Genomic DNA, 21014 nt, shown 5'->3' on the forward strand with positions numbered 1-21014 from the left:
GGCGGTCAGGTGGCCGTGGCCAGCGCCGCAGCCGGACATCGGGCGACCGTCCAGGCTCTCGTTCGACTGACCGCGCACGAGACTCCCCGTCTCAACAGTAGTGATGGGCCCATTCTGGTTCATGCCACCAGAAACGCTCGTCGTGACGGTGCGCGGCCGGCGGGGCGTGCGTGGCGAGCGCGGGCACCCTGGCCGCGGCCGGGCTGGCGAACGGCGCCAGCAACTCGTCCACCGTGTGCGCGGCACCGCCAACCATCACCATCCGGACCTCGGCCGCCGCGCGGATGTCGACCAGCGGGTCGCCGGCCACGAAGCTCAGGTCGGCCACCGCACCCGGGCGCACCTCGCCCAGCCGACCCGCGAGTCCAAGCCACCGCGCCGGGTTCACCGTGGCCGTGGTCAACGCCTCGTGCGGGGTGAAACCGAAAAGCACCATGGCACGCAGGTTCGCGTGCAGCGACACCGCGACGTTGTCCAGCGGCGCGTCCGTGCCGGCGATCACGAACCCACCGCCCCGGTGGATGCGCAGCACCATGTCCACGTTCGCGGCGAGCAGCGCGCGGGTGGCCTCGTTCGCCGGGGTCCCCGCCGCGTCGGCCTTCTCCACGTAGCGTTCGTACTCCCACGCCGGGAACAGCGTCCTGGTCCGCGGATCCTCAACCAGCGAACGGTCATCGGCGTAGATCGCGCTGGAGTTGAACAACGTCGGGGTGATCGACATCCCGGAGCGCACGAACAACGTGACCGCGTCGGCGTAGGCCCGGCCGAGCCGGGACACCGTGTGTGAGTAGCCGAGCCGGTTGGTGGCGCCGGTGTGCTCCATTCCGTCCATGCCGATGCGCTCGGCCGGGTAAAGATAGTGGGAGGAAAGCGGTATCCCCGCGCGGTGCGCCGCGGCCACCGCGCGCCGCTGCGCCGAAACCGGTAGGCGCACATAGGTCTTGACCATGTCGTAGCCCAGCGCGCGGGCCCGCTCGAACTCGAGCGCCAGCTGCGCGGTGGACCGGGTGGGGCGCATGAAGTTGTAGTAGACCCGCGACCCGTCCACCGCCTCGCCGGTGCCGAACAGTCTCGGCCCGACCCGCGCACCCGACTCCAACGCCTCCTTCGTCTCGACCAGTTGGTAGGCCGGGTCGCCGGGGGAACGTGTCGTGGTGATGCCGTAGGCCAGCCACAGCCTGCCCTGCCGGTCGCCCCACTGCCGGCCGCGCAGGTGCCAGTGGTTGTGCGCGTCGATCAGTCCCGGCATCACGGTCAGCTCCCGAGCGTCCACTGTGTACGGACGGGAGCCCTGGGGCAGCACGGCCTCGACCCTGCCGTCAGCCAGCACGATGTCCACCGAACGCCGGAGCTCAGTGGACCTGCCGTCCCACAGCGCACCCGCGCGGATCACCTCGTGGCCGCGCACCCGTGCCGGACGCCAGCGAAGCGACAACGGGATGTCGGCCGGCCGGCCGCCCTCGACGCCGACCGACCGCAGCTTCCCGTTGTGCAGGTACAGCAGGCGATCCGGGCGCAGCCACGACAGCGAGTCGGTCACCTCGCGGGTCACCTGACTCGCCGGGCCGGTGAACCGGCCGGCGGCGTCGACCGGCACGACCCACGCGCACGACTCGACGACGAACGCGAGGTGCCGGCCGTCCGGCGACCAGACCGGGCCGTCGTCGCCTCTGGTCGCGATCGAGGCGTGCGGCATCGGCTCGGTGTAGGTGAGCGCCCCGGTGTCGAGGTCGACGGTCAGGACCTGGCTGGTGCCCTCCCGGAACCGGCGCGAGTACGGCTTCACCGCGGCCAGCGCGAGGGTCCGGCCGTCCGGCGACCACGTCGGCCTACCCGGCATGAACAGCGTCGGCGTCACCTGGGTCGCAGCGCCGGTCGCGAGGTCGAGCACCCACACCACACCATCGTGGTCGGTGTAGGCGACCCGGCCGCCGTCGGGCGAGAACCGCGGGGCCAACTGCGCGCCCGGCAACCCCGACAGCCGCCGCTCCTCGCCGGAGTCCAGGTCGCGCAGCCACAGGTCCGCGTCCCCGGCCCGGTCGGAGACGTAGCCGATCGCGCGCCCGTCGGGAGTGAAGTCCGGGTCGGAGTTGAAGTAGCCGTCCTCGACCAGCTTGACCGGCGATGGCTCGCCCACCGTCAACAGCCACAGCGCGCCCAGCGCGCGGAAAGCTACCCGCGTGCCGTCCGGGGACGCGACCGGCGAGGCGATGCCCAGCGCGGGGCGTTCCCTGGCCGTGACCAGATCGGGCTCGTTGCGGCGGTACCTCGGCCGCGCCACGACCGGCACCGCGGCCGTGAACGGCACGACCGCCGCCGCCACGCCGACCCGGCGGCGCTTGACGTGCCCGTCCGCGGTGTAGGCCAACTCGTCGGCAGACAACCACGTCGCCGCGAAGCCGAACACGTCCTCGCCGGTGTCACTGACCACCCGGTCACCGACGAGGAGTTCCGCCGTGGCGCCGGCGATCCGCACGTAGGCCAGGGCCGCGCCGTCCGGGGAGAACGACGGGCCAAACAGGCTCGCGCCGTCGGGCGCGGTGACCGTGCGGGTGACGGCGCCGGTGGCCAGGTCGAGCACGTCGATCGCTATGGCGTCCACGGTGTAGGCGAGTCGCCGGCCATCCGGTGACCAGGCCGGCATCGCCTCCTCGGCCGTGGTGTCGGTACGGGCGGTGAGCACACCGGTGGCCAGGTCCATGGTGTACACGCCGTAGCGCCCGGTGCCGCCACGGTCGGAGGAGAACGCGACGGTCGATCCGTCCGGGGAGATCCTCGGCTCGCGGTGGTCGAAGGGCCCGCTGGTCAGCCGCCGCATGCCGGAGCCGTCCGGACGGATGGTCCACAGGTGGTAGTTACCGTCGCCGTAGGCCTGGAAGACCAGCGCGCGCCCGTCCGGGAACCACGACGGCTGGGTCGCGTCGGTGTCATCACCGGTGAGCCGGACCGCGGGCCCGCCGGCGACCGGCACCGTCCAGATGGCGGTCACCAGGTCGATCGCCACCGTCGACCCGTCCGGCGAGACGTGCGCGGCGATGTTCGTGCCCTGCGCCAACGCGGCCGTGCCATCCCCGGTTTTCGCGGCGGCCGTCCCCCCGAGCACCGACGTGCCGGCGAGCACACCCGCGCCGACAAGAACGTTCCGACGAGTCAGTTCGGCCTCATGCATGTGCCCTCCCCGAAGAACCGGGTGCCGCGATCAAGGAAAATTGTCCCATCCGTGGCAACACTGTCACTTCCGGCGACGAGGCACATGGTGAGCCTTTTTCATCCTGTGGTGGGTTCGTAGTCACGGGGTCAGGTTGGCCGGACCGCCTCGGCTGGCTGCATGCGTGCCGCCCGGCTCGCCGGGTAGAGCCCGGCCAGGCCGCCCACGGCCAGTGCCGCGAGCACCCCGCCAGCCAGCCCGGGCAGCGGCAGATCGATGGGCCAGTCCATGACGAGCGCGTAGCCGACGGTGATGAGCGCGCCGAGCACCACGCCCGCCAGACCACCGAGTCCGGACTGGATGAGCGCCTCGGCGAGGAACTGGACGCGCACGTGCCTGCGGGTGGCGCCCAGTGCCCGCCGGACGCCGATCTCGGTGCGCCGTTCGAGAACCGAGATGACCATGACGTTGGCGATGCCGACGCCGCCGACGAGCAACGCCACCCCACCGAGGCCGAGCAGGAGCGTGGTGAACGCGGAATCGGTGACAGCGCGGGCTTCCAGCGCGTCCGACGGCCGGGTCACCTGCACCTCCACCGGGTTCCTCGGGTTGGCGGTGGCCGCGGCGACGCCGAGTACCGAGTCGATGTGCTCGGGATCGGTCTGGACGTAGACGGTGGTCGGGGCGCCGGTGTAGCCGAACTTCTCGGTCGCGACCGGCGCACCGACCAGCGCGGCACCGTCCAGCTCCGGCGCGAGCGGCATCGGGTCGAGCACCCCGACCACGGCGAACCACTGCTCGCCAAGCCACACCAGCTGGCCGTCGCCGGTCAGGTCGACGCCCTGGTGCTTCGCCGCGGTCGCGCCGAGTACCACGGTCGGGTACTCCCCCATCCCGTCGTCGAGCCAGCGTCCCTTGGCGAGGCTGCCGTTCAGGGTGTCGAGCAGGTTGGGGGCGACGGCGAGCACGACCGTGCCCTTGGTGTTGGTCGCGGGCAGCACGTCCGACCGGCGCACGGTGACGTCCAGCTGGGCGGTCGACGCCACCGCCGCCACATCGTCCACAAGCGACAACCGGCCCGGCGACTCGGCTGGCAGCTGGGGATTCTGGCCACTGGTCAACGACGGGCCCGGCGTGACGGTGAGATAGTTGGTGCCGAGGTTGTCCAGTACGGACAGGACATTCGCCTTCGAGGAGGCGGAAATGCCGACCACGGCGATGATCGCGGCGATCCCGACCGCGATCCCGACCGCGGTCAGCAGCGCACGCCCGCTCATGCCACGCATACCCAGCATCCCGGCGGCCACCGCATCACGCGGCGTGAACACCGAACGCAGTTCCGCCTCCCCGCGCTGGCCCGCCTCCCCGCGCTTCAGGGTGTTGGTTGCGTTGGGGATGGAGGGTGCCGGTTGGTCGCGTACTTGTGGCGGGGTTGCGTCACGTTCCCCTGAGGTGCGGTTGGGGAGGGCTTGGGATGGCTTCGGTTCTGGGGTGGACGGAGGGTGTTTCATGGCAGGGCCTCCGGCTGGGTGGGTGTTGGTGTGTCGCCGGTGACCTTGCCGTCGCGGACGTGTAGGCGGCGGGGTGCTGAGGCCGCGATGGCCTCGTCGTGGGTGATCAGTGCGATGGTGGCGCCCTCGTGGTGCAGTTCGGCGAACAGCGACAGGATCTCCGACCCGGCGCGCGAGTCCAGGTTGCCGGTCGGCTCGTCGGCCAGGACCAGTGCTGGGGCCCCGACGAGCGCGCGGGCGATCGCCACTCGCTGGCACTCCCCGCCCGACAGTTGCGCGGGCCGGTGGTCGACCCGGTGCTCGAGGCCGACTCGCGCCAGCGCCGCGGCCGCGCGGTCGTGCCGTTCGCGGGGCGGTAGTCCGCGGTAGGTCAACGCGGTGGCGACGTTGCCCAGCGCCGTGAGGTTCCGCAGCAGGTGGAAGGACTGGAACACGAAACCCAGCGCCTGCCCGCGCAACGCGGAGAGCCGCTCGTCGGAGAGGCTGCCGACGTCGTGGCCGTCGATGCGCACGGCGCCGGACGTCGGTTTGTCCAGCGCGCCCATGATGTTGAGGAGGGTGGACTTTCCTGAGCCGGACGGGCCGACGATCGTCACCCACTCCCCCGACGTGACCGTCAGGGTGACCCCGTCCAGCGCGTGCACCGGCGGCGTGCCGGGATAGGTCCGGACCACGTCGGTCAACTCCAGCACCGGTCGGCTCATGAGGGCACCTCGACGGTGTCGCCGTCGTCGAGGTCGCCGGTGACCTCGACGTAGCCGTCGCCCCACGTGCCCAGCGTGACCGGGACCCGGTCGGTGGTCCCGCCGCCTCGCACGACCGTGACCGCGTAGCCGCCGCCGGGGACGCCGATGATCGACGAGACCGGGACCGCGAGCACGTCCTTCGCCACGGTGGCGACGTAGTGCACGGTCACCGGGGCCAGCGCGAGGCTCTTCACCTGGTTCGGGTCGGCCAACTCGACGGTGACCTGGTAGATGTTCTTGCCGTCCGCGTTCTGGCTCAGCGTGGTGCTGACCGACGTGATCTTCCCCTTGACCGGGCCGCCGCCGGGCAGTTCCACGTTGACCGGCGCACCCTGGGTGACCAGGTCCCGCTTCAGTGGGTCGACCTCCAGGATCACCACGCGATCGGTGCTCTGCACGGTCACCACCGGCACCCCCGGGTTGTTCGTCCCGCCGACGTGCCCGTCGACCTTGGCGATGTGCACGTTCGTCGGGGTGAACACCACCTCGCCGAGCGTGAGCACGCCGTCGTCGGTCGCGCCGACCTTCCGCTGGAACGCCAGCACCGCGTCCGTGGTCGTCGTGCCCCAGTGGGTGTCCGGGTAGGCCGTGCTCTTCTCGCCGTAGCCGAGCGCGAGCAGCGACGACTCCAGTTGCTTCACGTCCGGCCCGTCCGGCATGCCCGCGTGCATGTCCCGCCACGCGGGCAGTACGCCGGTCAGCAGGACCACCGGCTGCGCGTTGACCGACAACAGGGTGTGGCCGGCGCCGAGGTCGGTGCCGACCACCGGCAGCCGGGTGATGACCCCGGCCAACGGCGAGGACAGCCCGCGCATGTCCTTGTACGCGACCACGCCGTCGAACGTCTCCGTACGGGTCAGGTCGATCGTTTTCGCGGTGGCGGTCGCCTGCGCGCCGGTGACCTCGCTGCCGGCGTCGGCGTCTCGGCCGGCCCACAGCACCGCGGCGACCGCGATCGCGGCGACGACGGTGAGTACCGAGGGCACCAGGATCCGCTTGCTCCTGGCGCTCACTTGCCCGGTTCCGTCCTGGCCTGCGTGCACTTCCCGAGTGCCTGCGCGACCGCGGGGTCGGTCCGGTCGAGGGAGTCCCCGAAGGGCTTCGACGTGCCGGGCACCGGGTCCGGCACGTCGATCCCGTTGTCCCGCAGGCACTTCGCCAGCGCGAGCAGCTCCTCGTGCTGCGCCGCATCGTCTCCGCCGCCCTCGTTCTTCCGCTCGTCCACGACGCCCTGCAGGATCGGCGAGCACACCTCGTCGGCGGACTGGAACGCGGCCGAGGCCTGGTCGACGCCCTCGTACATCGACCCGGCCGAGCCATCGACCGGGTCCGGCAGCTCGACTCCGTTGTCCCGCATGCACTGCGCGTACTTCAGCATCAGCTGCTGGCTTTCCGAACCCTGGTCCGCCGGCTTCTCGCCGGAGCTGTCCGCACCGCACGCCGTCAGCGCGAACACCAGCGCGACCAACGGCGGCACCACACGTAGCGTTTTCATGGTCGTTCTCCTCAACACGATCAACTGTCCGGTTGGGAACGACCTTGCCAACGCTTGCTGAAAACTGGCTTAGCCCACCTTGTCCTTGGCTGAACGGGGAAGGCGCACCAGGAAGCGTGCCCCGCCCAGCGGCGACACCCCCACGTCGACGGCACCGCCGTGTGCCTGGGCGATGCGGCGCACCATGGCCAGCCCGAGCCCCGTCCCACCGCTGTCGCGCCCTCTGCTCGAGTCCGGCCGGTAGAACCGGTCGAACACCCGATCCCGTTGTCCGGCGGGGATTCCGGGGCCGTCATCGTCCACTGTGAACACCGCGGCGTCCCCGTCGGCCGACAGGCGCACGACAACCCTGGTCGCCGCGTGCCGGTCGGCGTTGTCCAGCAGGTTGCGGGCCAGCCGCGCCAACTCCGGCACCACGCCGGTCACGACAACCGGCGTCACGTCCACGTCGAGCGCGGCCCGCCGCACCACCGCCAGCTCGCCCGCCACGACCTCGTCCAGCCGGACCCGCTCGAGCCGCCGCCCACCGGCGGCCCCGGTCGCGTCGTCCAGCCGGGCGAGCATCAGCAGGTCGCCGGTCAGCCGGTCGAGCCTGCGGTGATCGTCGATCAGGCGCCGCGCGGTCACCTGCCAGTCGGTGCCGTCCGGGTGGGCCAGTGCCACCTCCAGGTCCGCGCGCATCGCCGCGAGCGGTGTGCGCAGCTCGTGCGACGCGTCCGCGACGAACTCGCGCTGCCTTCGCGCGCCCTCACCGATCCGGTCCAGCATCTCGTTCAACGTCGACGTCAGCCTGGCGACCTCGTCCCGGGTGCTCGGCGGCGGCAGCCGATCGTCCAAAGAGGAATGACTGATCGCGTCGGCATGCCGCCGGACCGCCTCGATCGGCCGCAGCGCCCGGTGCACCGCGAACCAGGTCAGCGCGCCGACGAACACGACCAGCAGCGGCGCACCCACCAGCAGCGCGTCGACCACCACCTGCACGCTGGCGGTGATCGGCCCCAGCCGGGACAGCGCGAGCACCGTCCGCGTCCCGTCCGGTGTGGACACCGTGCGCCAGGCCAGCACCACGTCGTCGGTCGGCCGGGCCGCCCGCGACGTGCCGTCGCCGTCGCCGTCGTCCAGCGCCGCCGCCCGCGCGTCCCGCAGTTCCTTCGGCAACTGGTCGATGGTGATCGTCCTGGCCGGTGCGTCCGGGATCTGCTGGACGACCCGGCCGTGCCCATCCTGGATCTGGATGACCGTCAGCGCCTCGGCACGCGGCTCCGCCGGCAGGGCATGCCCCGACCGCAGCGCGTCGGCCACCTCGTCGACCTCGGCGCGCGCCAGTTCCTCGGCGTCGCCGACGAGACTGCGCGACAGCCCGGTGACCAACAGCACCGAGGCCGCCGCCAGCGCGAGGCCGACCGCGACCACGACCAGCACCGTCAGCCGCACGCGCAGCGACCCCGGCCAGCTAGGCATCGGGATCGACCAGCCGGTATCCGAGGCTGCGCACGGTCTGCACCCGTGTCGCGCCGATCTTGCGCCGCAGGTAGGACATGTGCACCTCCACGAGATTCGGCTCCGCGTCGGCCGCGATCCCCCACACCGCGTCGATCAGCCGGTCCTTGGACAGCACCCGGTCCCGGTTGCGCAGCAACACTTCCAGCAGCGCGCGCTCCCTTGGCCGCAACGCGACCGCCGCACCGTCCACAGTGCACTCACCGGTCGCCGGGTCGAGCGTCAGCCCGCCATGGGCGAGCAGCCGGGGCCGCGGCGTCGACCCCCGCCTCGCCAATGCCCGCAGCCGCGCCACCAGCACGACGAACGAGAACGGCTTGCGCAGGTAGTCGTCGGCGCCGACGTCCAGCCCGTCCGCCTCGTCGTACTCACCGTCCTTCGCGGTCAGCATCAGGATCGGCGTCCACACCCGGTCGGCACGCAACCGCTCCGCCACCACGTACCCGGACAGCGACGGCAACAGCACGTCCAGCACGATCACGTCGTGCGCGCCCTCCCGCGCCTGCCAGTACCCGTCGGCCCCGTCGTGGACGACGTCGACGTCGAACCCCTCCGCGGTCAGCCCGGACGACAACACGGCCGCCAACCGCACGTCGTCCTCCACCACCAGCACCCGCACCCCGCCAGCCACCTCCCTCGCCCCCACGATCACACGACGGCCTTAACGCTGGCTGAGCGGACCGGCGGCGGCGAGGAGAAGCTCTCAGCTGTCGCTGGTCAGCTGATCCCAGGATCCCGTTGGCGGGGCGCCCGTCAGTGGACTGGTGTCGAGATACCGTGGCTCGAGAACGCGCTCGGTGAACTTCCAGCCCTCCGCGGTGCGTCGGTAGCGGTCGTGGAACACGCCATGCATGACGACCGACGTGCCATCACGCTGGCGGCCGGTCTCGGAGACGAACTCCCGGCCGGACGCGGTGTCGCCGTCGAGCCGGATCGTGCCCGAGTGCGTGTTCTGCACCCAGAACTCCCACGCGCCCTGCAGACGTTCGATACCGGCGCGGATCGCCGTCCGCCCAGCGAGTTCGACGTTCGCGAAGGGAATCCGCCACACCGCGTCCTCGGTGAACAGCGAAGCGAACCGGTCGTAGTCACCGACCGTGGGCGCGTCGACATGCTCGCCGCGCAACGCCTCGATCTCGACCCGATCAGCGACCACCGCGAAATTCATCCGTGTCCTCCTCAGCTCAGAGGTACGACGACACGGCCCTACGGAATGTGATGGGCGAAGGGGCCGCCGCCCGCGAAGGCGAGTTTCGCGAAGCGGTCGCCGATGCGGCGGTGGGTGGCGGCGTCCGGGTGCAGCCGGTCCGGCAACGGAAGGTCGGCGAAGTCCGCCTCGCCGTACAGGTCGAGCCCGTCCAGGTAGTGCAGGTGCGGATCGTGTGCGGCGCGCCGCGTCATGATGCGGGCCAGTTCGTCGCGGATCACCCGCAGCGTCAGTTTCCCGGCGGCCCGGTCGGCGGGGTCGCCGGTGGCCATGAACCTGACCTGCCCGTCCCGTAGGGCGTCGGGGTCGAAGGCGCCGGGACCGGGGGTGTCCTCGTGGATCGGGCAGTGGATCGGGGAGACGACCAGCAGGGGCGCGGTGGGGTGCCCCTCCCGGATGGTGTCGAGGAAGCCGTGCACGGCCGGCGTGAAGGCGCGCAGGCGCATCAGGTCGGCGTTCACCACGTTGATGCCGATCTTGACGCTGATCAGGTCGGCCGCGGTGTCCCGCAGGGTCCTGGCGGTGAACGGGTCGAGCAGGGCGCTGCCGCTCAACCCCAGGTTGATCAGCTCCACACCGCCCTGGGCGGCGGCCAGCGCCGGCCAGGTCGTGGACGGGCTCGCGGCGTTGGAGCCGTGGCTGATCGAACTGCCGTGATGTAGCCACACCGGCCGGCCGGTGCGGGTGGCGGGCGCGAGCGGGGCGTCGGTACGCAGGGCGACCAGATCGGTCACCTCGTTGTGCGGCAACCAGATCTCGACGTCCTTTTCGGTGTCCGGCAGCCCGCTGAACGACACGGTGCCCACCGGGCCGGTCTGGTGATCGGTGGTGCCGGTACTCAGGTCGATGGTCAGCGTGTTGCCGCCGGGCACGCTGCCCTGCCCGGCCAGCCGGCCGTCGACGAGCAGGTCGTACACGCCGGCCGGCCGGGCCGGCAGGCCGGCGTGGACCCGCCGGGTGGCCACGGCGTCGAGTTCGACGGCCGTGGCACGGGTGCGGAAGCTGATCCGTACGCCGGAGGGCTGCGCCTCGACCATGGCCAGCTGCGGGTCGGGGCTCTGCGCCAGCGCCCAGGCCGGCAGCCGGTGCGGGCGCAGACCGCGCTCGACGCGTTCCACCTCGGCGGCGCCGCGGAGCAGGCCGGCGGTGATCGGGGTGGTGATCCAGGTGTTGATGAAGTCACCTCGGGGGTCGAAGCGTGGGGGTCACTCCGCGGGCCAGTTCCGCAGGAGGGCGTCGAGACCGTCCATGATGCGGGTCCAGGACTGCTGGGAGTCGGGGCTGCTGTGGTCGAAGCCGCCGGCCAGCTCGAGGCTGAGGTAGCCGTGGAAGGTGCTGCCGATCAGCCGGACGGCGTGGGTCTGGTCGGTCTCGCTCAGCTGGTAGCCGCGCAGGATCGCCCGGATCAGCTGCGAGTGTCGTGCCCCGGCGCTGGCGGCCGCGGTCCTCGGGTCGAGTCGCATGCGCGCCGCGGCGTACCGGCCGGGGTGTGCGCGGGCATAGTCGCGGTAGACGTTCCCCAGGGCGACCAGCGCGTCCTTGCCGGCCCGGCCGGCCAGCGCCGCGGCGCTGGCGTCGGCGAGCTCCTCGTGGGCGAGCAGGGCGATCCGGGTCTTGAGGTCACGCGAGTTCCTGACGTGTGAGTACAGGCTCGGGACCTTGACGTGGAACTGCCGGGCGAGCGCGGAGACGGTGACCTCGTCGAAGCCGACCTCGTCGGCCAGCTCCGCGCCGGCTCGCACCAGCCGTTCCGGCGTCACACCCGCTCGCGCCACAGTCACCTCCTTATTCCTAAGGCAACCGTACATCTACCTAATAGATTTAGGCAAGACTGGTCATCGGCGCTTGTCGAGACGGGCGTGCAGCTCGGTGTAGTCGTGTTCGGGGAAGAAGCGGGGGAAGACCGCCAGCATCTCCGCCAGTCCCTGGGAAAGGGGGAAGAAGCCAAGGCCGCAGTCGGCCGGATCGCAGTACAGGTACTGCCAGCCGATCACCCCTTTCGTGATCAGCAGGGCCTCCAGGTATCCGGGGTAGTCCAGTTCCGTCCTCATGGCGCCAACGCGCATGTCGAAGAACCAGATCTCGGGGTCGGTCGCGCCGGGGACGGCGCGCAACAGGGCGCCACGGCCCGAGCCGGTGACCGGCGTGTCGTCGATCCACCGCAGTTCCCGGTGGAGCGCGCGCTCCCGGTCGTCCTCGCCCTGCCAGACCTTGTCCAGGCGTCTGCTGGACACGGCGGTCGTGATGTGGTTGAGGTGGAACTCACCGACCAGTCTCGAGTCGGCACGCCCGCTTCGCCAGGCCGCCCGGATCGCGCCGTACCGGAAGAAGTACTCCCGCACCCGTTGGCTCAACGGCAGGTCGTCCTCCTCGACGAGGTCCTCGAAGACGCGCTCGGCGACATCGAGGGCGTAGACGACCTCGCCCAGTTCCGCCCGTTCCACCTCGAACTCGTCGGTCTCCCTGAGCTGCCGGAGAACCCCGGCGCAGCGTTCCTCGAAGGGATACCGGAACACCTCGTCACCTGACACGGCGGACAGCCTAGGAGGCTTCGCCCTGCCGTCGAGCGAGGCTTCTGGCCTGCCCTTCGTGGATGTCGTTCACCCACTCCCAGCCTGGCTTCGCCGACGGGCCGAGCCGCGGATCATCGGGGGTCTGGCCGGCACGCAGGGCACGCACGTACGCGCGGTCCTGGTCGATCCGTGCGCGGAGCTGATCAGCTCCGCCGACGGACCCGTGACCGGGGACGACGACCTCGACGTCGTCCGCAACGTCCTCGAGCAGCCGCAGTCCGGTGAGGTACTCCGCTACCGGGTCATTGGCGCTGCCGAAGTCGTCGAGCATCGGGATGAAGACATCGGAGAGCATGTCGCCCGCGACGAGAACCCCGCGTTCTTCGATCAACAGCGCCGCATGGCCCGGGGCATGAGCCGGATGCTCGATAATCCGGACCCGCGGGCCATCCCAGGGAATCCACGAGGTTTCGGCGGGCAGACCGGTAATGCGGCCGAACAGGTCCAGCGGTGTCTCCTCGGCGATTTCCGGCGGCAATCCCTCGGCGACACTGGTCCGCCAGTCCGCGCTCGACAGCCGATCTCGCATGAAGGCCGCGCAGCGGGCTGTGCCGTAACGGGGCGCTTCGCCGAGTTCGGCGTGCCAGAGCACGTGATCCCAGTCAGGATGCGTCGCGAAGCCGGCTACCACGGGCTGGTCAAGTTCGGACAGGTCGCGCGCGAGGCAGGTCAGTTCGTCGGCCGTGATCCCGGGGTCGACGAGCAACACGCCGGTCCTGCCGCGCACGACCACGGTGTTGTTCTGGAGTAGCTCGCTCTGGTGGACCAACACGCCCTCGGCGACCTGCTTCAGCATGGGATTCCCTCCGGATTGTGGCCGGCCGACGCTCAGGTGAGGGCGGACCGCCGCATTCGATCATGCTTTCGTGTGCTTTTGGTGCGAGACACACGGGTGGCGGATTGCGGGGGGAGTTTATGGCCGACAGGCTGGGGGTGGTCGCTCAACGTGTTTCCATGACTACGGTTGGGGCTGGGGCGGATGAACGTGCTGATGCGGCTTGCCACCGCCGCGGTTCTCGTGGTCGGGATGGCGCTGGTCGCCGCGCCGGGCGCGAGTGCGGAGGTGCGGGTCGGGCTTGGCTACGAGACCCGGCCGGCGCAACCGTATGCCAACAATCCGGACGCGGCGGACTGGATCGGGTCCTACCTCGTCGGCGGCGAGCAGGTGTGGTGTGTGCAGTTCGCCTATCTGGCACCGGACACCGACGAGCAGTACCAGCCGGGGCAGGAACTGCGCACCAAGTGGGGCACGCCGCTGCCGGTCGACGTCGCCGCGGACATCTCCTATCTGCTGTTGCGTTACGCGGAGACCGACAGCGCGGACGAGGCCGCCGCGCTCGCGCATCTGGTGCACACCTGGACCTCCGGGCCGCAGAACCCCGGACAACTCGACCCCGCCAACGATTTCCGGCATGTCGCGTATGACGCGCCCTTCCACCTGGCCAGGTTGCCCGCGACCGCGCAGGCCGCGGTGGCCGCGTTGACCGAGGACGCCGCGGCCAACCGTGGGCCGTGGAGCGCGTCGGTCACCGCACCCGAGACGGCACAGCAGATCGGGACCGCGGCCGAGTGGCGCTTCGAGGTGCGCAACGCCGCCGAGGTCGGCGTCGGCGACGTGCCGGTGACGGTGACGGCCACCGACGCGACCTTCACCGATCCGGTCACCGGCGAGCAGGTCGCCACCGCCACCCTGCCCACCCCGCAGGACGGCAGCCCGGTCGCCATCGACGTCACGCCGACCGGGGTGGCCCCGGCCATCGACATCACGCTCGCCGCGCCGGCCGCGGTCCCCGTGGTGCGGCAGGCGGTCGATGTCGACACCCAGCGGGTGGTCAGCACCGGCGGCGAGGAGGAGCTGACCGCGGCGGGCGACACCACCGCGAGCCCACCACCCACGACCACCACCACGACGACGACCACGCCACCGGAGGTGCCCTCGACGATCCCCGCCGGCGAGTCGCCGACGCCGGCCGTCGCCAAGGCCGCGGTGACCGGCACGCCCACCTCGTCGTCGCTCATGCTGCTGGCCATCGTGGCCGTCGTGGCGGCGGTGTTGGTCGCGCTGTTGGTCGCCCACGTGCCATCCGGCCGCGGCGGGCGACACCTGCGTCGCCGATGAGTGCGCGGCACGCCGCCACGGCCGTCGTCCTGGCGATGGTCGCGACCTGCGGCGGAACCGTCGCGATCGGCGGTGCCGGACCCGAGTCGGTGGCCGGCGCGGCGACCGCGACGCCCGTGCGGATGATCGGCGACCCCGGCGGACCACCCGGCGTGACCCCGACGGCGCCGCCAACGCCGATCCCGGCGCCCACACCGACACCGACACCGACACCGCCGCGGGCGACCGAGCACGCGCCCGAGCCGGCACCGCGACGTGCGCAGGCGGCGGGCACGGTGCGACTGGCCGAGGGCGGCACGGCGGTCCTGGTGCGTGCCGAAGTCCTCGACGGTGTGCTCCCGGTGCCGGACGACCTCGGCGAGGCCACCTGGTGGGGCGCGGACCCGGGCGCGGGCGACGGCGCGACCGTGCTCGCCGGCCACGTGAACTGGAACGGCGCGGTCGGCCCGTTCGCCGAGCTGTGGCGGGCCAGGACCGGCGATCTGGTGACGGTCGTCGACCAGGCCGGGGACGCCCTCGGCTACGAGGTCACCGACGTGCTCACCCTCGACAAGGACGAGTTGCCCCAACGCGCCGCCCAGCTGTTCGACCAGGCAGGCGCGCACCGCCTGGTCCTGGTCACCTGCGGCGGCAGGTGGGTCGGCGGAACCTCCGGCTACGCCGACAACCGGGTCGTCATCGCCACCCGGCGCTGACCATCCGGAGAAAATCGAGTCGCTGCCTCACCACGTGACGGGCAGGGCGCGCACGCCGTAGACGATGTTGGCCGCGCGGAAGTCCAGCGACTCGTACGGCTCGGCCAGCGCCAGCGCGGGGAACCGGCGCAGCAGCGCCGGGAACGCGATCCGCAGCTCGGTCCTCGCCAGCGGCGCGCCGAGGCAGTGGTGCAGGCCATGGCCCAGGGCGACATGCCGGGTCGCCGGCCTGGCGAGGTCGAGGCGGTCGGGGTCGTCGACGAGGGTGTGGTCGCGGTTGGCCGCCGCCAGCGAGGGCGCTACCAGTGAGCCGGCCGGAATGGTGGTGCCGGCCAGCTCGACGTCGGTCACGGCCCGGCGTGGGGGCATCCAGTTCACCACCGACAGCCAGCGCAGCAGCTCCTCCACGGCGGTGTCGACCAGGTCGGGGTCCGCGCGCAGCGCCGCGAGCTGGTCGGGGTGGCGCAGCAGGGCCAGGGTGCCGAGGCCGAGCATGTTCGAGGTCGTCTCGTGGCCGGCGAGCAGCAGCAGTTCGGCGATGCCGATCAGCTCGTCGGTGTCGAGGTCGTCGCCGTGGTCGCGGACGAGCATGCCGAGCATGTCCTCGCCGGGGTCGGCCTGCGCGCCGGCGACCAGGTCGGCCATGTAGGCCCGACCCTCGCCATGGACGACCATCCGGTCCGCCATCGACAGGGAGGTGTCCAGCAGCCGCACGGAGCGCTCCTGGAACGCGGCGCGGTCGGCATAGGGCACGCCGAGCAGCTCGCAGATCACCAGTGACGGCACCGGCAACGCGAAGTGCGCCACCAGGTCCGCCGGCCGGCCGGCGGCCTCCACGTCGTCGAGGGCCGCCTCGACGATCTCGGTGATCCTCGGCACCAGCCGGCGGATCCGGCGCGCGGTGAACTCCGGGGTCAGCATCCGGCGCAGCCGGGTGTGCTCCGGCGGGTCCAAGCTGATCAGCTGCCCGGCGCGCAACTTCGCCGCCTCCTGCTCGTCGAGCAGCTCGGCCCCCGGGATCGGGCTGGCCGCGCTGCTGAACCGGTCGGAGTCGGACAGCACCTCGCGGACGTCCTGGTGGCGGCAGACCAGGTAGGCGGGCCGGCCTGCCGGAGTCGTGATCGGCCGCACGCCCTCGTCGTCGCGGACCCTGCCCAGTTCGTCGACCGGGTCGAGGCCGTCGCGACGCATCGACATCGGCAGGTTCATGGCCTGGGTCATCGGTTGGTCGGTCGTCTGGTCGGTCGTCTGGTCAGTCGTCTGGTCAGTCGTCTGGTCAGTCGTCTGGTCAGTCGTCATCGTCGGCTCCCCGTCAGTCGCTGCGGCTGGTCACCTTATGACGAGACAGCACGACGATTTGTGATGGCGAGCCGGCTCAGCGCGCGAGGCGGTCCCGGGTCCTGCGGTGCAGTGGGGACGTGACGGCGCCGTCCAGGAGCGGGTCGCCGGTGCGGGCCATCCAGGTGTGCAGCCGGGCCGACAGCTCCTCGACCGTCGCCGCGTGTGCCGGCTCGGCCGCCAGGTCGGTCAGCTCGTGGGGGTCCTCGGCGAGGTCGTACAGCTCGACGGGCGGGTGGTAGGCCATGGGCTCGACCCGGGGCGTGCAGCGCCGGTTCCACGACTGGCTCGGGTCCATGAACGCGTAGGCGTTGCTGAAGTTGGCGATCAGCTTGTGGCGGTCGGTGCGGACGCAGCGGCGCGGGTCGTAGTAGTCGTGGTAGGTCAGCTCGCCGAAGATCTGCTCGTGGGGCCGGTAGTCACCGCCGTCGAGCAGGCCGAGGAAGCTGCGGCCGTGCAGCTGGCCACCGGGGTGCAGACCGAGCAGGTCCAGCAGGGTCGGCACGACGTCCACATTGGACAGCAGGTCGGCGTGCGCCCGGCCGCCGAGCCAGCCGCGCGCCGGGTACCGGACGATCATGGCGACCTCGAGGCCGGGATCGTAGAGGGAGCATTTGGCCCTTGGCAGGGCCAGACCGTGGTCGGTGGTGAACAGGACGAGCGTGTCGTCGGCTATGCCGAGACGGTCGAGCTGGTCGAGGATCCGGCCGGCTGCCTGGTCCATGTGGGCGACCGCTCCCTGCAACTCGGCGATCTCCACTCGGGCGGACTCGGTGTCCTCGAGGTAGGGCGGGATCCCGATTCCCCGCTCGTCGTCCGGCTCGACGTGGTCGCCGAGGAAACCCTTGGTCCCCACCGGATCGCGGGCGCCGCCCAGCCGATGCGGCTCGAAGAACCCCACCTGGAGGTAGAAGGGTTGGCCGCCCGCCAGTGCCGCCAGGTGCGCGCACGCGAGGTCGGCGACGGGCGTGGCCATGATCCGCGAGGTGTCGACATGATCGAACCCGAGCTGGGCGGCGATCTCGTTGTCCGGCAGGGCACGGGACTCGTGGTGCACGCCGAGGAGCTCGCTGCGGTAGCCGGCCGCGCGCAGCAGGCCGCCGAGGTGACGCTCGCCGGGATGCAGGTCCCAGGCGAAGTCGCCGTGGGTCAGGCCCATGACGCCGTTCGCGTGGGGCCACCGCCCGGTGAACAGTGACGCCCGCGACGGGCTGCACTGCGGCGCGGTGGCGAACGCGCGATCGAGGCGGATCCCGTCCTCGGCAAGGGAGTCCAGGTTCGGTGTGCGCACGGTCGGCTGGCCGTAGCAGCCGAGGAAACGCCCGAGATCGTGGCAGTGCAGGACGATGATGTTGGGGCGCGCGGTCGTCACCGGCCGACACGGTAACGCGATCAGGCCGCACCTGGCCAGATCGCGTCGTGCCGCGGCTCAGCCGAGCGGCACGTCGGTGGACTGTGATCGGGCGGCGGCCAGCGCGGCGATGGCGGTGTCGTCGAGCGTGATCGTCCCGGCGGTGATGTTGGCCTCGAGGTGGTCGGGGTTCGCGGTTCCGGGGATGAGGAGCACGTTCGGCGCGTGGTGGAGCAGCCAGGCGAGGCCGATCTGTGCCGGGGTATGGCCAAGGGAGCGCGCGAGGGCGGTGACGGCCGGGTCGTCGGTCACCTTCGGCATGGCGGGAAAGGCACCGCCCAGCGGGAAGAACGGAACCCAGGCGATGTGCTCGTCGGTGCAGAGCCGGAGCATGTCCTCGTCGCCGCGGGCCACCAGGCTGTAGGCGTTCTGGACGCAGGCGATCCCGGCGGGAAGGGCGTGGCGCAGCCCGTCCAGGGTGACGGCGCTCAGGCCGATCGCGCCGATCTTGCCCTCGTCGCGCAGCGCGGTCAGCACCGCGAGCTGGTCGTCGAGGTCGACCAGTTGGTCGCCATCGGCCCGCAGGCCCGGCCCGGTGTCCAGGCGCCGCAGGTTCACCACCGGGATCTGGTTGAGGCCGAGGGAGACGAGGTTGTCCTCGACGCTCGCCCTCAGTTCCGCTGGGCGCTGGGCCGGACGCAGGGGGATGGCGCCGCCGGGGTTGGGATCGGCGCCGACCTTGCTGACGATCACGACACCGTCCTCGGGGCCGAACGCGTCGCGGAGGAGCCCGTTGACGAAGCCGTCGCCGTAGAACTGGGCGGTGTCGACGTGGTCGACGCCGAGTTCCCGCGCGCGGCGCAGCAGGGCGATAGCGGCGGGGCGGTCGGCGTGCAGGCGCTCCAGCTGCATCGCGCCGTAGCCGATGCGGGACACCGTGTGGGCGCCGAGCGGTGCGGTGGTGGAGTCTGTGGTCATAGGAGGTCCTCCGCGTGCGACGATCGGTGAAGCGGAGGATCCTCCGCTTCACCACACTATAACGGAGGTGCCTCCGCTTTGAGCTCCGCCGACCCGAAGAAGCGGGCGCCCCGTGCCGACGCGCGGCGCAACCACGACACGCTCCTCACCGTCGCCAGGGCCGCGTTCGCGGCGGCCGGCGACGCCGTCGCGCTCGAAGGCATCGCCCGTGACGCCGGCGTCGGCATCGGCACGCTGTACCGCCACTTCCCCACCCGGGAAGCCCTGGTGGAGGCCGTGTACGCGGCCGAGCTCGACGAGGTCACCGGCTGCGTTCCCGCCCTGCTCGAGCAACTCCCGCCAGCCGCGGCGCTGCGCGCGTGGATGGAGCGCTACGCCGTCTTCGTCGCGACCAAGCGCGGCATGGCCGAGACGCTGCGCGCCGGCTGGGCCTCGGGACGGATCGCGACCCCGGCCAGCCGGGAACGCGTCTCCGCCGCCGTCGCCACGATCCTGGCCAGCGGTGTGGCCGCCGGCTCGCTGCGCGCCGACGTCGACCCACTGGATGTCACCGTGATGCTGCTGGGGATCCTCCTCGCCACCGCCGGCAACGCCCCCGACCAGACAGGACGACTCCTCGACCTGGTCATGGACGCGCTCCGGACGACGCCCGACCAACCCGGGGAGAAGCTCAGCGGGTCCCGGCGAGATGGTCGGCCAGGATCGCGGTGACCGCCAGCACGGTGTCGAAGTTCGGCACGAGCCGGGTCTTCGTCAGTGCGAAGGCGATCCCGCGCGCGGGGTCCGCGTAGGCGTAGCTGCCGCCCCCGCCCGGCCACCCGAAGGCCACGGAGTCCTCCTCCGCGGGGGCGCCGATCCTGCCGAGCGGGAAGCCGAGCGCCATCCGCGCCTGAGTGCCGAAAACCTGGTCCACACCGGCGAACGCGAGTGCGGACAGGTCCGCCAACCGGGCGGGATTCACGAGCGTGCCCCGCAGCACGGCGTTGTACATCGCGGCGAGTCCGTGCGCGGTGGCCACGCCCACCGACGGGATATCGGCGCGCAGGATCTCGACGTCGTTGCCGAAATCGGCGCTCGGCCGGCTTTCCCACGGCGCGAGGACGCTCGCATCACCGGGCCACTGCCCCGCCTGCTGCGCCAGGCGCGCCAACCCCGGCAGCGACTCGCGCGGAGTGGCGAAGTGGAGCTGCCCCTCGATACCGAGCGGCGTGGTGATCCACTCGCGCAGCAGCGCGCTCATGGAGCGCCCGGTCGCGCGGCGGGCCAACTCGCCGACGAGATAGCCGAAGGTGTAGGAGTGGTAGCCCACGGCGGTGCCCGGCCGCCAGCGCGGCTCGGCGGCGGCCAGCGCCGCGCACACCCTTGGCCAGTCCGCCAGCTCGCCCGGCGTGATCTCGCGCGGCATGGCCGGCAGACCGACCGTGTGGGTCAGCACGTGCCGCAGCGTCGCCGTGGCCTTGCCGTGCACCCCGAACTCGGGCCACAGGTCGGCGACCGGGGTGTCGCAGTCGAGGAATCCACGCTCGACGAGCAGCTGCGCGAGCGTGGCCGCGATGTTCTTGCCGGTGGAGAAGCTGAAGATCGGCGTGTCCGCGGTGAGCGGTCGCCCGGTGGCCGGGTCGGCCGTACCGGCCACCGCGTCGACGACCAGCGCGCCATCCCGGTAGACGGCGACCTGCACCCCGGTCTCCGCGCCGGAGTCGACCAGCTCGTCGAGCCGGCGCTGAACCTGTTCCTGGAGCACGCTCATCACCTCGTCCTGGTCGATGGAGTGGTCGTCAGGTGCCTGATCGCGGTCAGGGTCTGGGTGATGGTGGTCGGGAGGTCGGGGTCGCCGCGCTGGTTGAGCCAGCGGGTCACCGCTACCCGCAGCGTGGTCACGGCGAGCTCGGCCGCCAGTTGCGCGGTCGGGTCGTCGACGCCGCGGTCGCGGAAGCCCTGTTCCAGCGCCGCCGACATCAGCGAGAACTTACGCAGCTCGCGCTCGTGCAGGGCGGGTTCGGCGTCGATCGCGGCGCGTCGGCGGAGCAGGTAGTCGAGGCCGCGGCCCTCGAAGATCTCGGCCGCGGTGGGGCCGAGGCCCTCGGTGATCAGCTCCATCGGGCCAAGCGACGGCGGGGCCTCGGCCAGGAGGCGGGCCACCTGCTCGGGCACCAGCTCCTCGCCGGCGAACAGCACCTCCCGCTTGTCGGCGAAGTGCCGGAAGAACGTGCGGGTCGTGAGCCCGGCCCGCGCCGTGATCTGCGGCACAGTGGTCTCGGTGAAGCCCTGCTCGAGGAAGAGATCGAGCGCGGCCCGCTCGAGCCGTTCGCGCGCACCCGGCTGCCATCGACCCATGCGCCAGAGTCTAGTG

The 21014-nt window shown here is 71.7% G+C and carries 20 protein-coding genes; 3 read left to right on the forward strand and 17 right to left on the reverse strand.

Going from position 1 to position 21014, the window contains the following annotated elements; genetic code table 11:
• Nucleotides 1-91: 91 nt before the first annotated feature.
• From ACYVIP_RS01725 to ACYVIP_RS01780, 12 genes are all read right to left on the reverse strand, one after another.
• Nucleotides 92-3169 carry an amidohydrolase family protein gene (locus tag ACYVIP_RS01725; protein WP_460391202.1) on the reverse strand — a complete coding sequence of 1026 codons (3078 nt, stop codon included), beginning with the start codon at nucleotides 3167-3169 and terminating at the stop codon, nucleotides 92-94.
• Between the two features lie 128 nt (nucleotides 3170-3297).
• Nucleotides 3298-4476, reverse strand: a complete 1179-nt coding sequence (locus ACYVIP_RS01730; protein WP_460391204.1) for an ABC transporter permease — start codon at nucleotides 4474-4476, stop codon at nucleotides 3298-3300.
• Between the two features lie 179 nt (nucleotides 4477-4655).
• On the reverse strand, nucleotides 4656-5363 hold the full coding sequence (locus ACYVIP_RS01735) for an ABC transporter ATP-binding protein (RefSeq protein ID WP_460391206.1): 708 nt from the start codon (nucleotides 5361-5363) through the stop codon (nucleotides 4656-4658).
• Entirely contained in the window at nucleotides 5360-6418 is a 1059-nt protein-coding gene (locus ACYVIP_RS01740; RefSeq protein WP_460391208.1) for a peptidoglycan-binding protein, read from the reverse strand. Before ACYVIP_RS01740 ends, ACYVIP_RS01735 begins: the two co-directional genes overlap by 4 nt.
• Entirely contained in the window at nucleotides 6415-6900 is a 486-nt protein-coding gene (locus tag ACYVIP_RS01745) for a hypothetical protein (protein WP_460391210.1), read from the reverse strand. The genes ACYVIP_RS01740 and ACYVIP_RS01745 overlap by 4 nt, the downstream gene beginning before the upstream one ends.
• 69 nt (nucleotides 6901-6969) lie before the next feature.
• Nucleotides 6970-8361: a HAMP domain-containing sensor histidine kinase gene (locus tag ACYVIP_RS01750; protein WP_460391212.1), complete on the reverse strand. Its 1392-nt coding sequence runs from the start codon at nucleotides 8359-8361 to the stop codon at nucleotides 6970-6972.
• Nucleotides 8354-9019 (reverse strand): response regulator transcription factor, encoded by a 666-nt coding sequence (locus ACYVIP_RS01755; protein ID WP_460391356.1) that lies wholly within the window; start codon nucleotides 9017-9019, stop codon nucleotides 8354-8356. Before ACYVIP_RS01755 ends, ACYVIP_RS01750 begins: the two co-directional genes overlap by 8 nt.
• Before the next feature lie 84 nt (nucleotides 9020-9103).
• On the reverse strand, nucleotides 9104-9568 hold the full coding sequence (locus ACYVIP_RS01760) for a nuclear transport factor 2 family protein (protein ID WP_460391214.1): 465 nt from the start codon (nucleotides 9566-9568) through the stop codon (nucleotides 9104-9106).
• A gap of 38 nt (nucleotides 9569-9606) precedes the next feature.
• Nucleotides 9607-10782 (reverse strand): GDSL-type esterase/lipase family protein, encoded by a 1176-nt coding sequence (locus ACYVIP_RS01765; protein ID WP_460391358.1) that lies wholly within the window; start codon nucleotides 10780-10782, stop codon nucleotides 9607-9609.
• A 30-nt stretch (nucleotides 10783-10812) separates the two neighbouring features.
• Nucleotides 10813-11382, reverse strand: a complete 570-nt coding sequence (locus ACYVIP_RS01770) for a TetR/AcrR family transcriptional regulator (RefSeq protein WP_460391216.1) — start codon at nucleotides 11380-11382, stop codon at nucleotides 10813-10815.
• 60 nt (nucleotides 11383-11442) lie between these two features.
• The gene (locus ACYVIP_RS01775; protein ID WP_460391218.1) at nucleotides 11443-12138 is read right to left on the reverse strand and encodes a hypothetical protein; all 696 of its coding nucleotides are present in this window, start codon (nucleotides 12136-12138) and stop codon (nucleotides 11443-11445) included.
• 10 nt (nucleotides 12139-12148) lie between these two features.
• The gene (locus ACYVIP_RS01780) at nucleotides 12149-12976 is read right to left on the reverse strand and encodes an MBL fold metallo-hydrolase (protein ID WP_460391220.1); all 828 of its coding nucleotides are present in this window, start codon (nucleotides 12974-12976) and stop codon (nucleotides 12149-12151) included.
• Nucleotides 12977-13159: 183 nt separating this feature from the next.
• Between ACYVIP_RS01780 and ACYVIP_RS01785 the strand changes: the two genes are divergently transcribed.
• Together ACYVIP_RS01785 and ACYVIP_RS01790 are read left to right on the forward strand one after the other, a co-directional pair.
• Entirely contained in the window at nucleotides 13160-14299 is a 1140-nt protein-coding gene (locus ACYVIP_RS01785) for a hypothetical protein (protein WP_460391222.1), read from the forward strand.
• Nucleotides 14296-14994: a class F sortase gene (locus ACYVIP_RS01790; protein WP_460391224.1), complete on the forward strand. Its 699-nt coding sequence runs from the start codon at nucleotides 14296-14298 to the stop codon at nucleotides 14992-14994. Before ACYVIP_RS01785 ends, ACYVIP_RS01790 begins: the two co-directional genes overlap by 4 nt.
• Before the next feature lie 27 nt (nucleotides 14995-15021).
• Here ACYVIP_RS01790 and ACYVIP_RS01795 read toward each other — a convergent pair whose 3' ends face one another.
• The 3 genes from ACYVIP_RS01795 to ACYVIP_RS01805 all read right to left on the reverse strand — a co-directional run bounded on the left by ACYVIP_RS01795 (nucleotide 15022) and on the right by ACYVIP_RS01805 (nucleotide 18661).
• Complete coding sequence (locus tag ACYVIP_RS01795) at nucleotides 15022-16293, reverse strand: cytochrome P450 (RefSeq protein ID WP_460391226.1); 1272 nt, start codon at nucleotides 16291-16293, stop codon at nucleotides 15022-15024.
• Nucleotides 16294-16369: 76 nt separating this feature from the next.
• On the reverse strand, nucleotides 16370-17704 hold the full coding sequence (locus ACYVIP_RS01800) for a sulfatase family protein (RefSeq protein ID WP_460391228.1): 1335 nt from the start codon (nucleotides 17702-17704) through the stop codon (nucleotides 16370-16372).
• 57 nt (nucleotides 17705-17761) lie between these two features.
• Nucleotides 17762-18661: an aldo/keto reductase gene (locus tag ACYVIP_RS01805; RefSeq protein WP_460391230.1), complete on the reverse strand. Its 900-nt coding sequence runs from the start codon at nucleotides 18659-18661 to the stop codon at nucleotides 17762-17764.
• Between the two features lie 78 nt (nucleotides 18662-18739).
• Between ACYVIP_RS01805 and ACYVIP_RS01810 the strand changes: the two genes are divergently transcribed.
• On the forward strand, nucleotides 18740-19372 hold the full coding sequence (locus ACYVIP_RS01810) for a TetR/AcrR family transcriptional regulator (RefSeq protein ID WP_460391232.1): 633 nt from the start codon (nucleotides 18740-18742) through the stop codon (nucleotides 19370-19372).
• On the opposite strand, the gene ACYVIP_RS01815 is transcribed toward ACYVIP_RS01810, so the two are convergent.
• Together ACYVIP_RS01815 and ACYVIP_RS01820 are read right to left on the reverse strand one after the other, a co-directional pair.
• A complete protein-coding gene (locus ACYVIP_RS01815) occupies nucleotides 19332-20411 on the reverse strand; it encodes a serine hydrolase domain-containing protein (protein ID WP_460391234.1) in 1080 nt (359 codons plus the stop codon). The genes ACYVIP_RS01810 and ACYVIP_RS01815 overlap by 41 nt on opposite strands.
• Nucleotides 20411-20998 carry a TetR/AcrR family transcriptional regulator gene (locus tag ACYVIP_RS01820; protein WP_460391236.1) on the reverse strand — a complete coding sequence of 196 codons (588 nt, stop codon included), beginning with the start codon at nucleotides 20996-20998 and terminating at the stop codon, nucleotides 20411-20413. Before ACYVIP_RS01820 ends, ACYVIP_RS01815 begins: the two co-directional genes overlap by 1 nt.
• Nucleotides 20999-21014: the final 16 nt, after the last annotated feature.

It is taken from the genome of Actinophytocola sediminis, assembly GCF_054779715.1.

What these genes read in the sequence shown, in the direction of transcription:
- ACYVIP_RS01780 (WP_460391220.1), bottom strand. Translation starts at nt 12,976, where the DNA reads ATGCTGAAGCAGGTCGCCGAGGGCGTGTTGGTCCACCAGAGCGAGCTA.
- ACYVIP_RS01750 (WP_460391212.1), bottom strand. Translation starts at nt 8,361, where the DNA reads ATGCCTAGCTGGCCGGGGTCGCTGCGCGTGCGGCTGACGGTGCTGGTC.
- ACYVIP_RS01745 (WP_460391210.1), bottom strand. Translation starts at nt 6,900, where the DNA reads ATGAAAACGCTACGTGTGGTGCCGCCGTTGGTCGCGCTGGTGTTCGCG.
- ACYVIP_RS01795 (WP_460391226.1), bottom strand. Translation starts at nt 16,293, where the DNA reads ATGACGACTGACCAGACGACTGACCAGACGACTGACCAGACGACTGAC.
- ACYVIP_RS01785 (WP_460391222.1), top strand. Translation starts at nt 13,160, where the DNA reads ATGAACGTGCTGATGCGGCTTGCCACCGCCGCGGTTCTCGTGGTCGGG.
- ACYVIP_RS01760 (WP_460391214.1), bottom strand. Translation starts at nt 9,568, where the DNA reads ATGAATTTCGCGGTGGTCGCTGATCGGGTCGAGATCGAGGCGTTGCGC.
- ACYVIP_RS01725 (WP_460391202.1), bottom strand. Translation starts at nt 3,169, where the DNA reads ATGCATGAGGCCGAACTGACTCGTCGGAACGTTCTTGTCGGCGCGGGT.
- ACYVIP_RS01805 (WP_460391230.1), bottom strand. Translation starts at nt 18,661, where the DNA reads ATGACCACAGACTCCACCACCGCACCGCTCGGCGCCCACACGGTGTCC.
- ACYVIP_RS01820 (WP_460391236.1), bottom strand. Translation starts at nt 20,998, where the DNA reads ATGGGTCGATGGCAGCCGGGTGCGCGCGAACGGCTCGAGCGGGCCGCG.
- ACYVIP_RS01735 (WP_460391206.1), bottom strand. Translation starts at nt 5,363, where the DNA reads ATGAGCCGACCGGTGCTGGAGTTGACCGACGTGGTCCGGACCTATCCC.
- ACYVIP_RS01815 (WP_460391234.1), bottom strand. Translation starts at nt 20,411, where the DNA reads ATGAGCGTGCTCCAGGAACAGGTTCAGCGCCGGCTCGACGAGCTGGTC.
- ACYVIP_RS01790 (WP_460391224.1), top strand. Translation starts at nt 14,296, where the DNA reads ATGAGTGCGCGGCACGCCGCCACGGCCGTCGTCCTGGCGATGGTCGCG.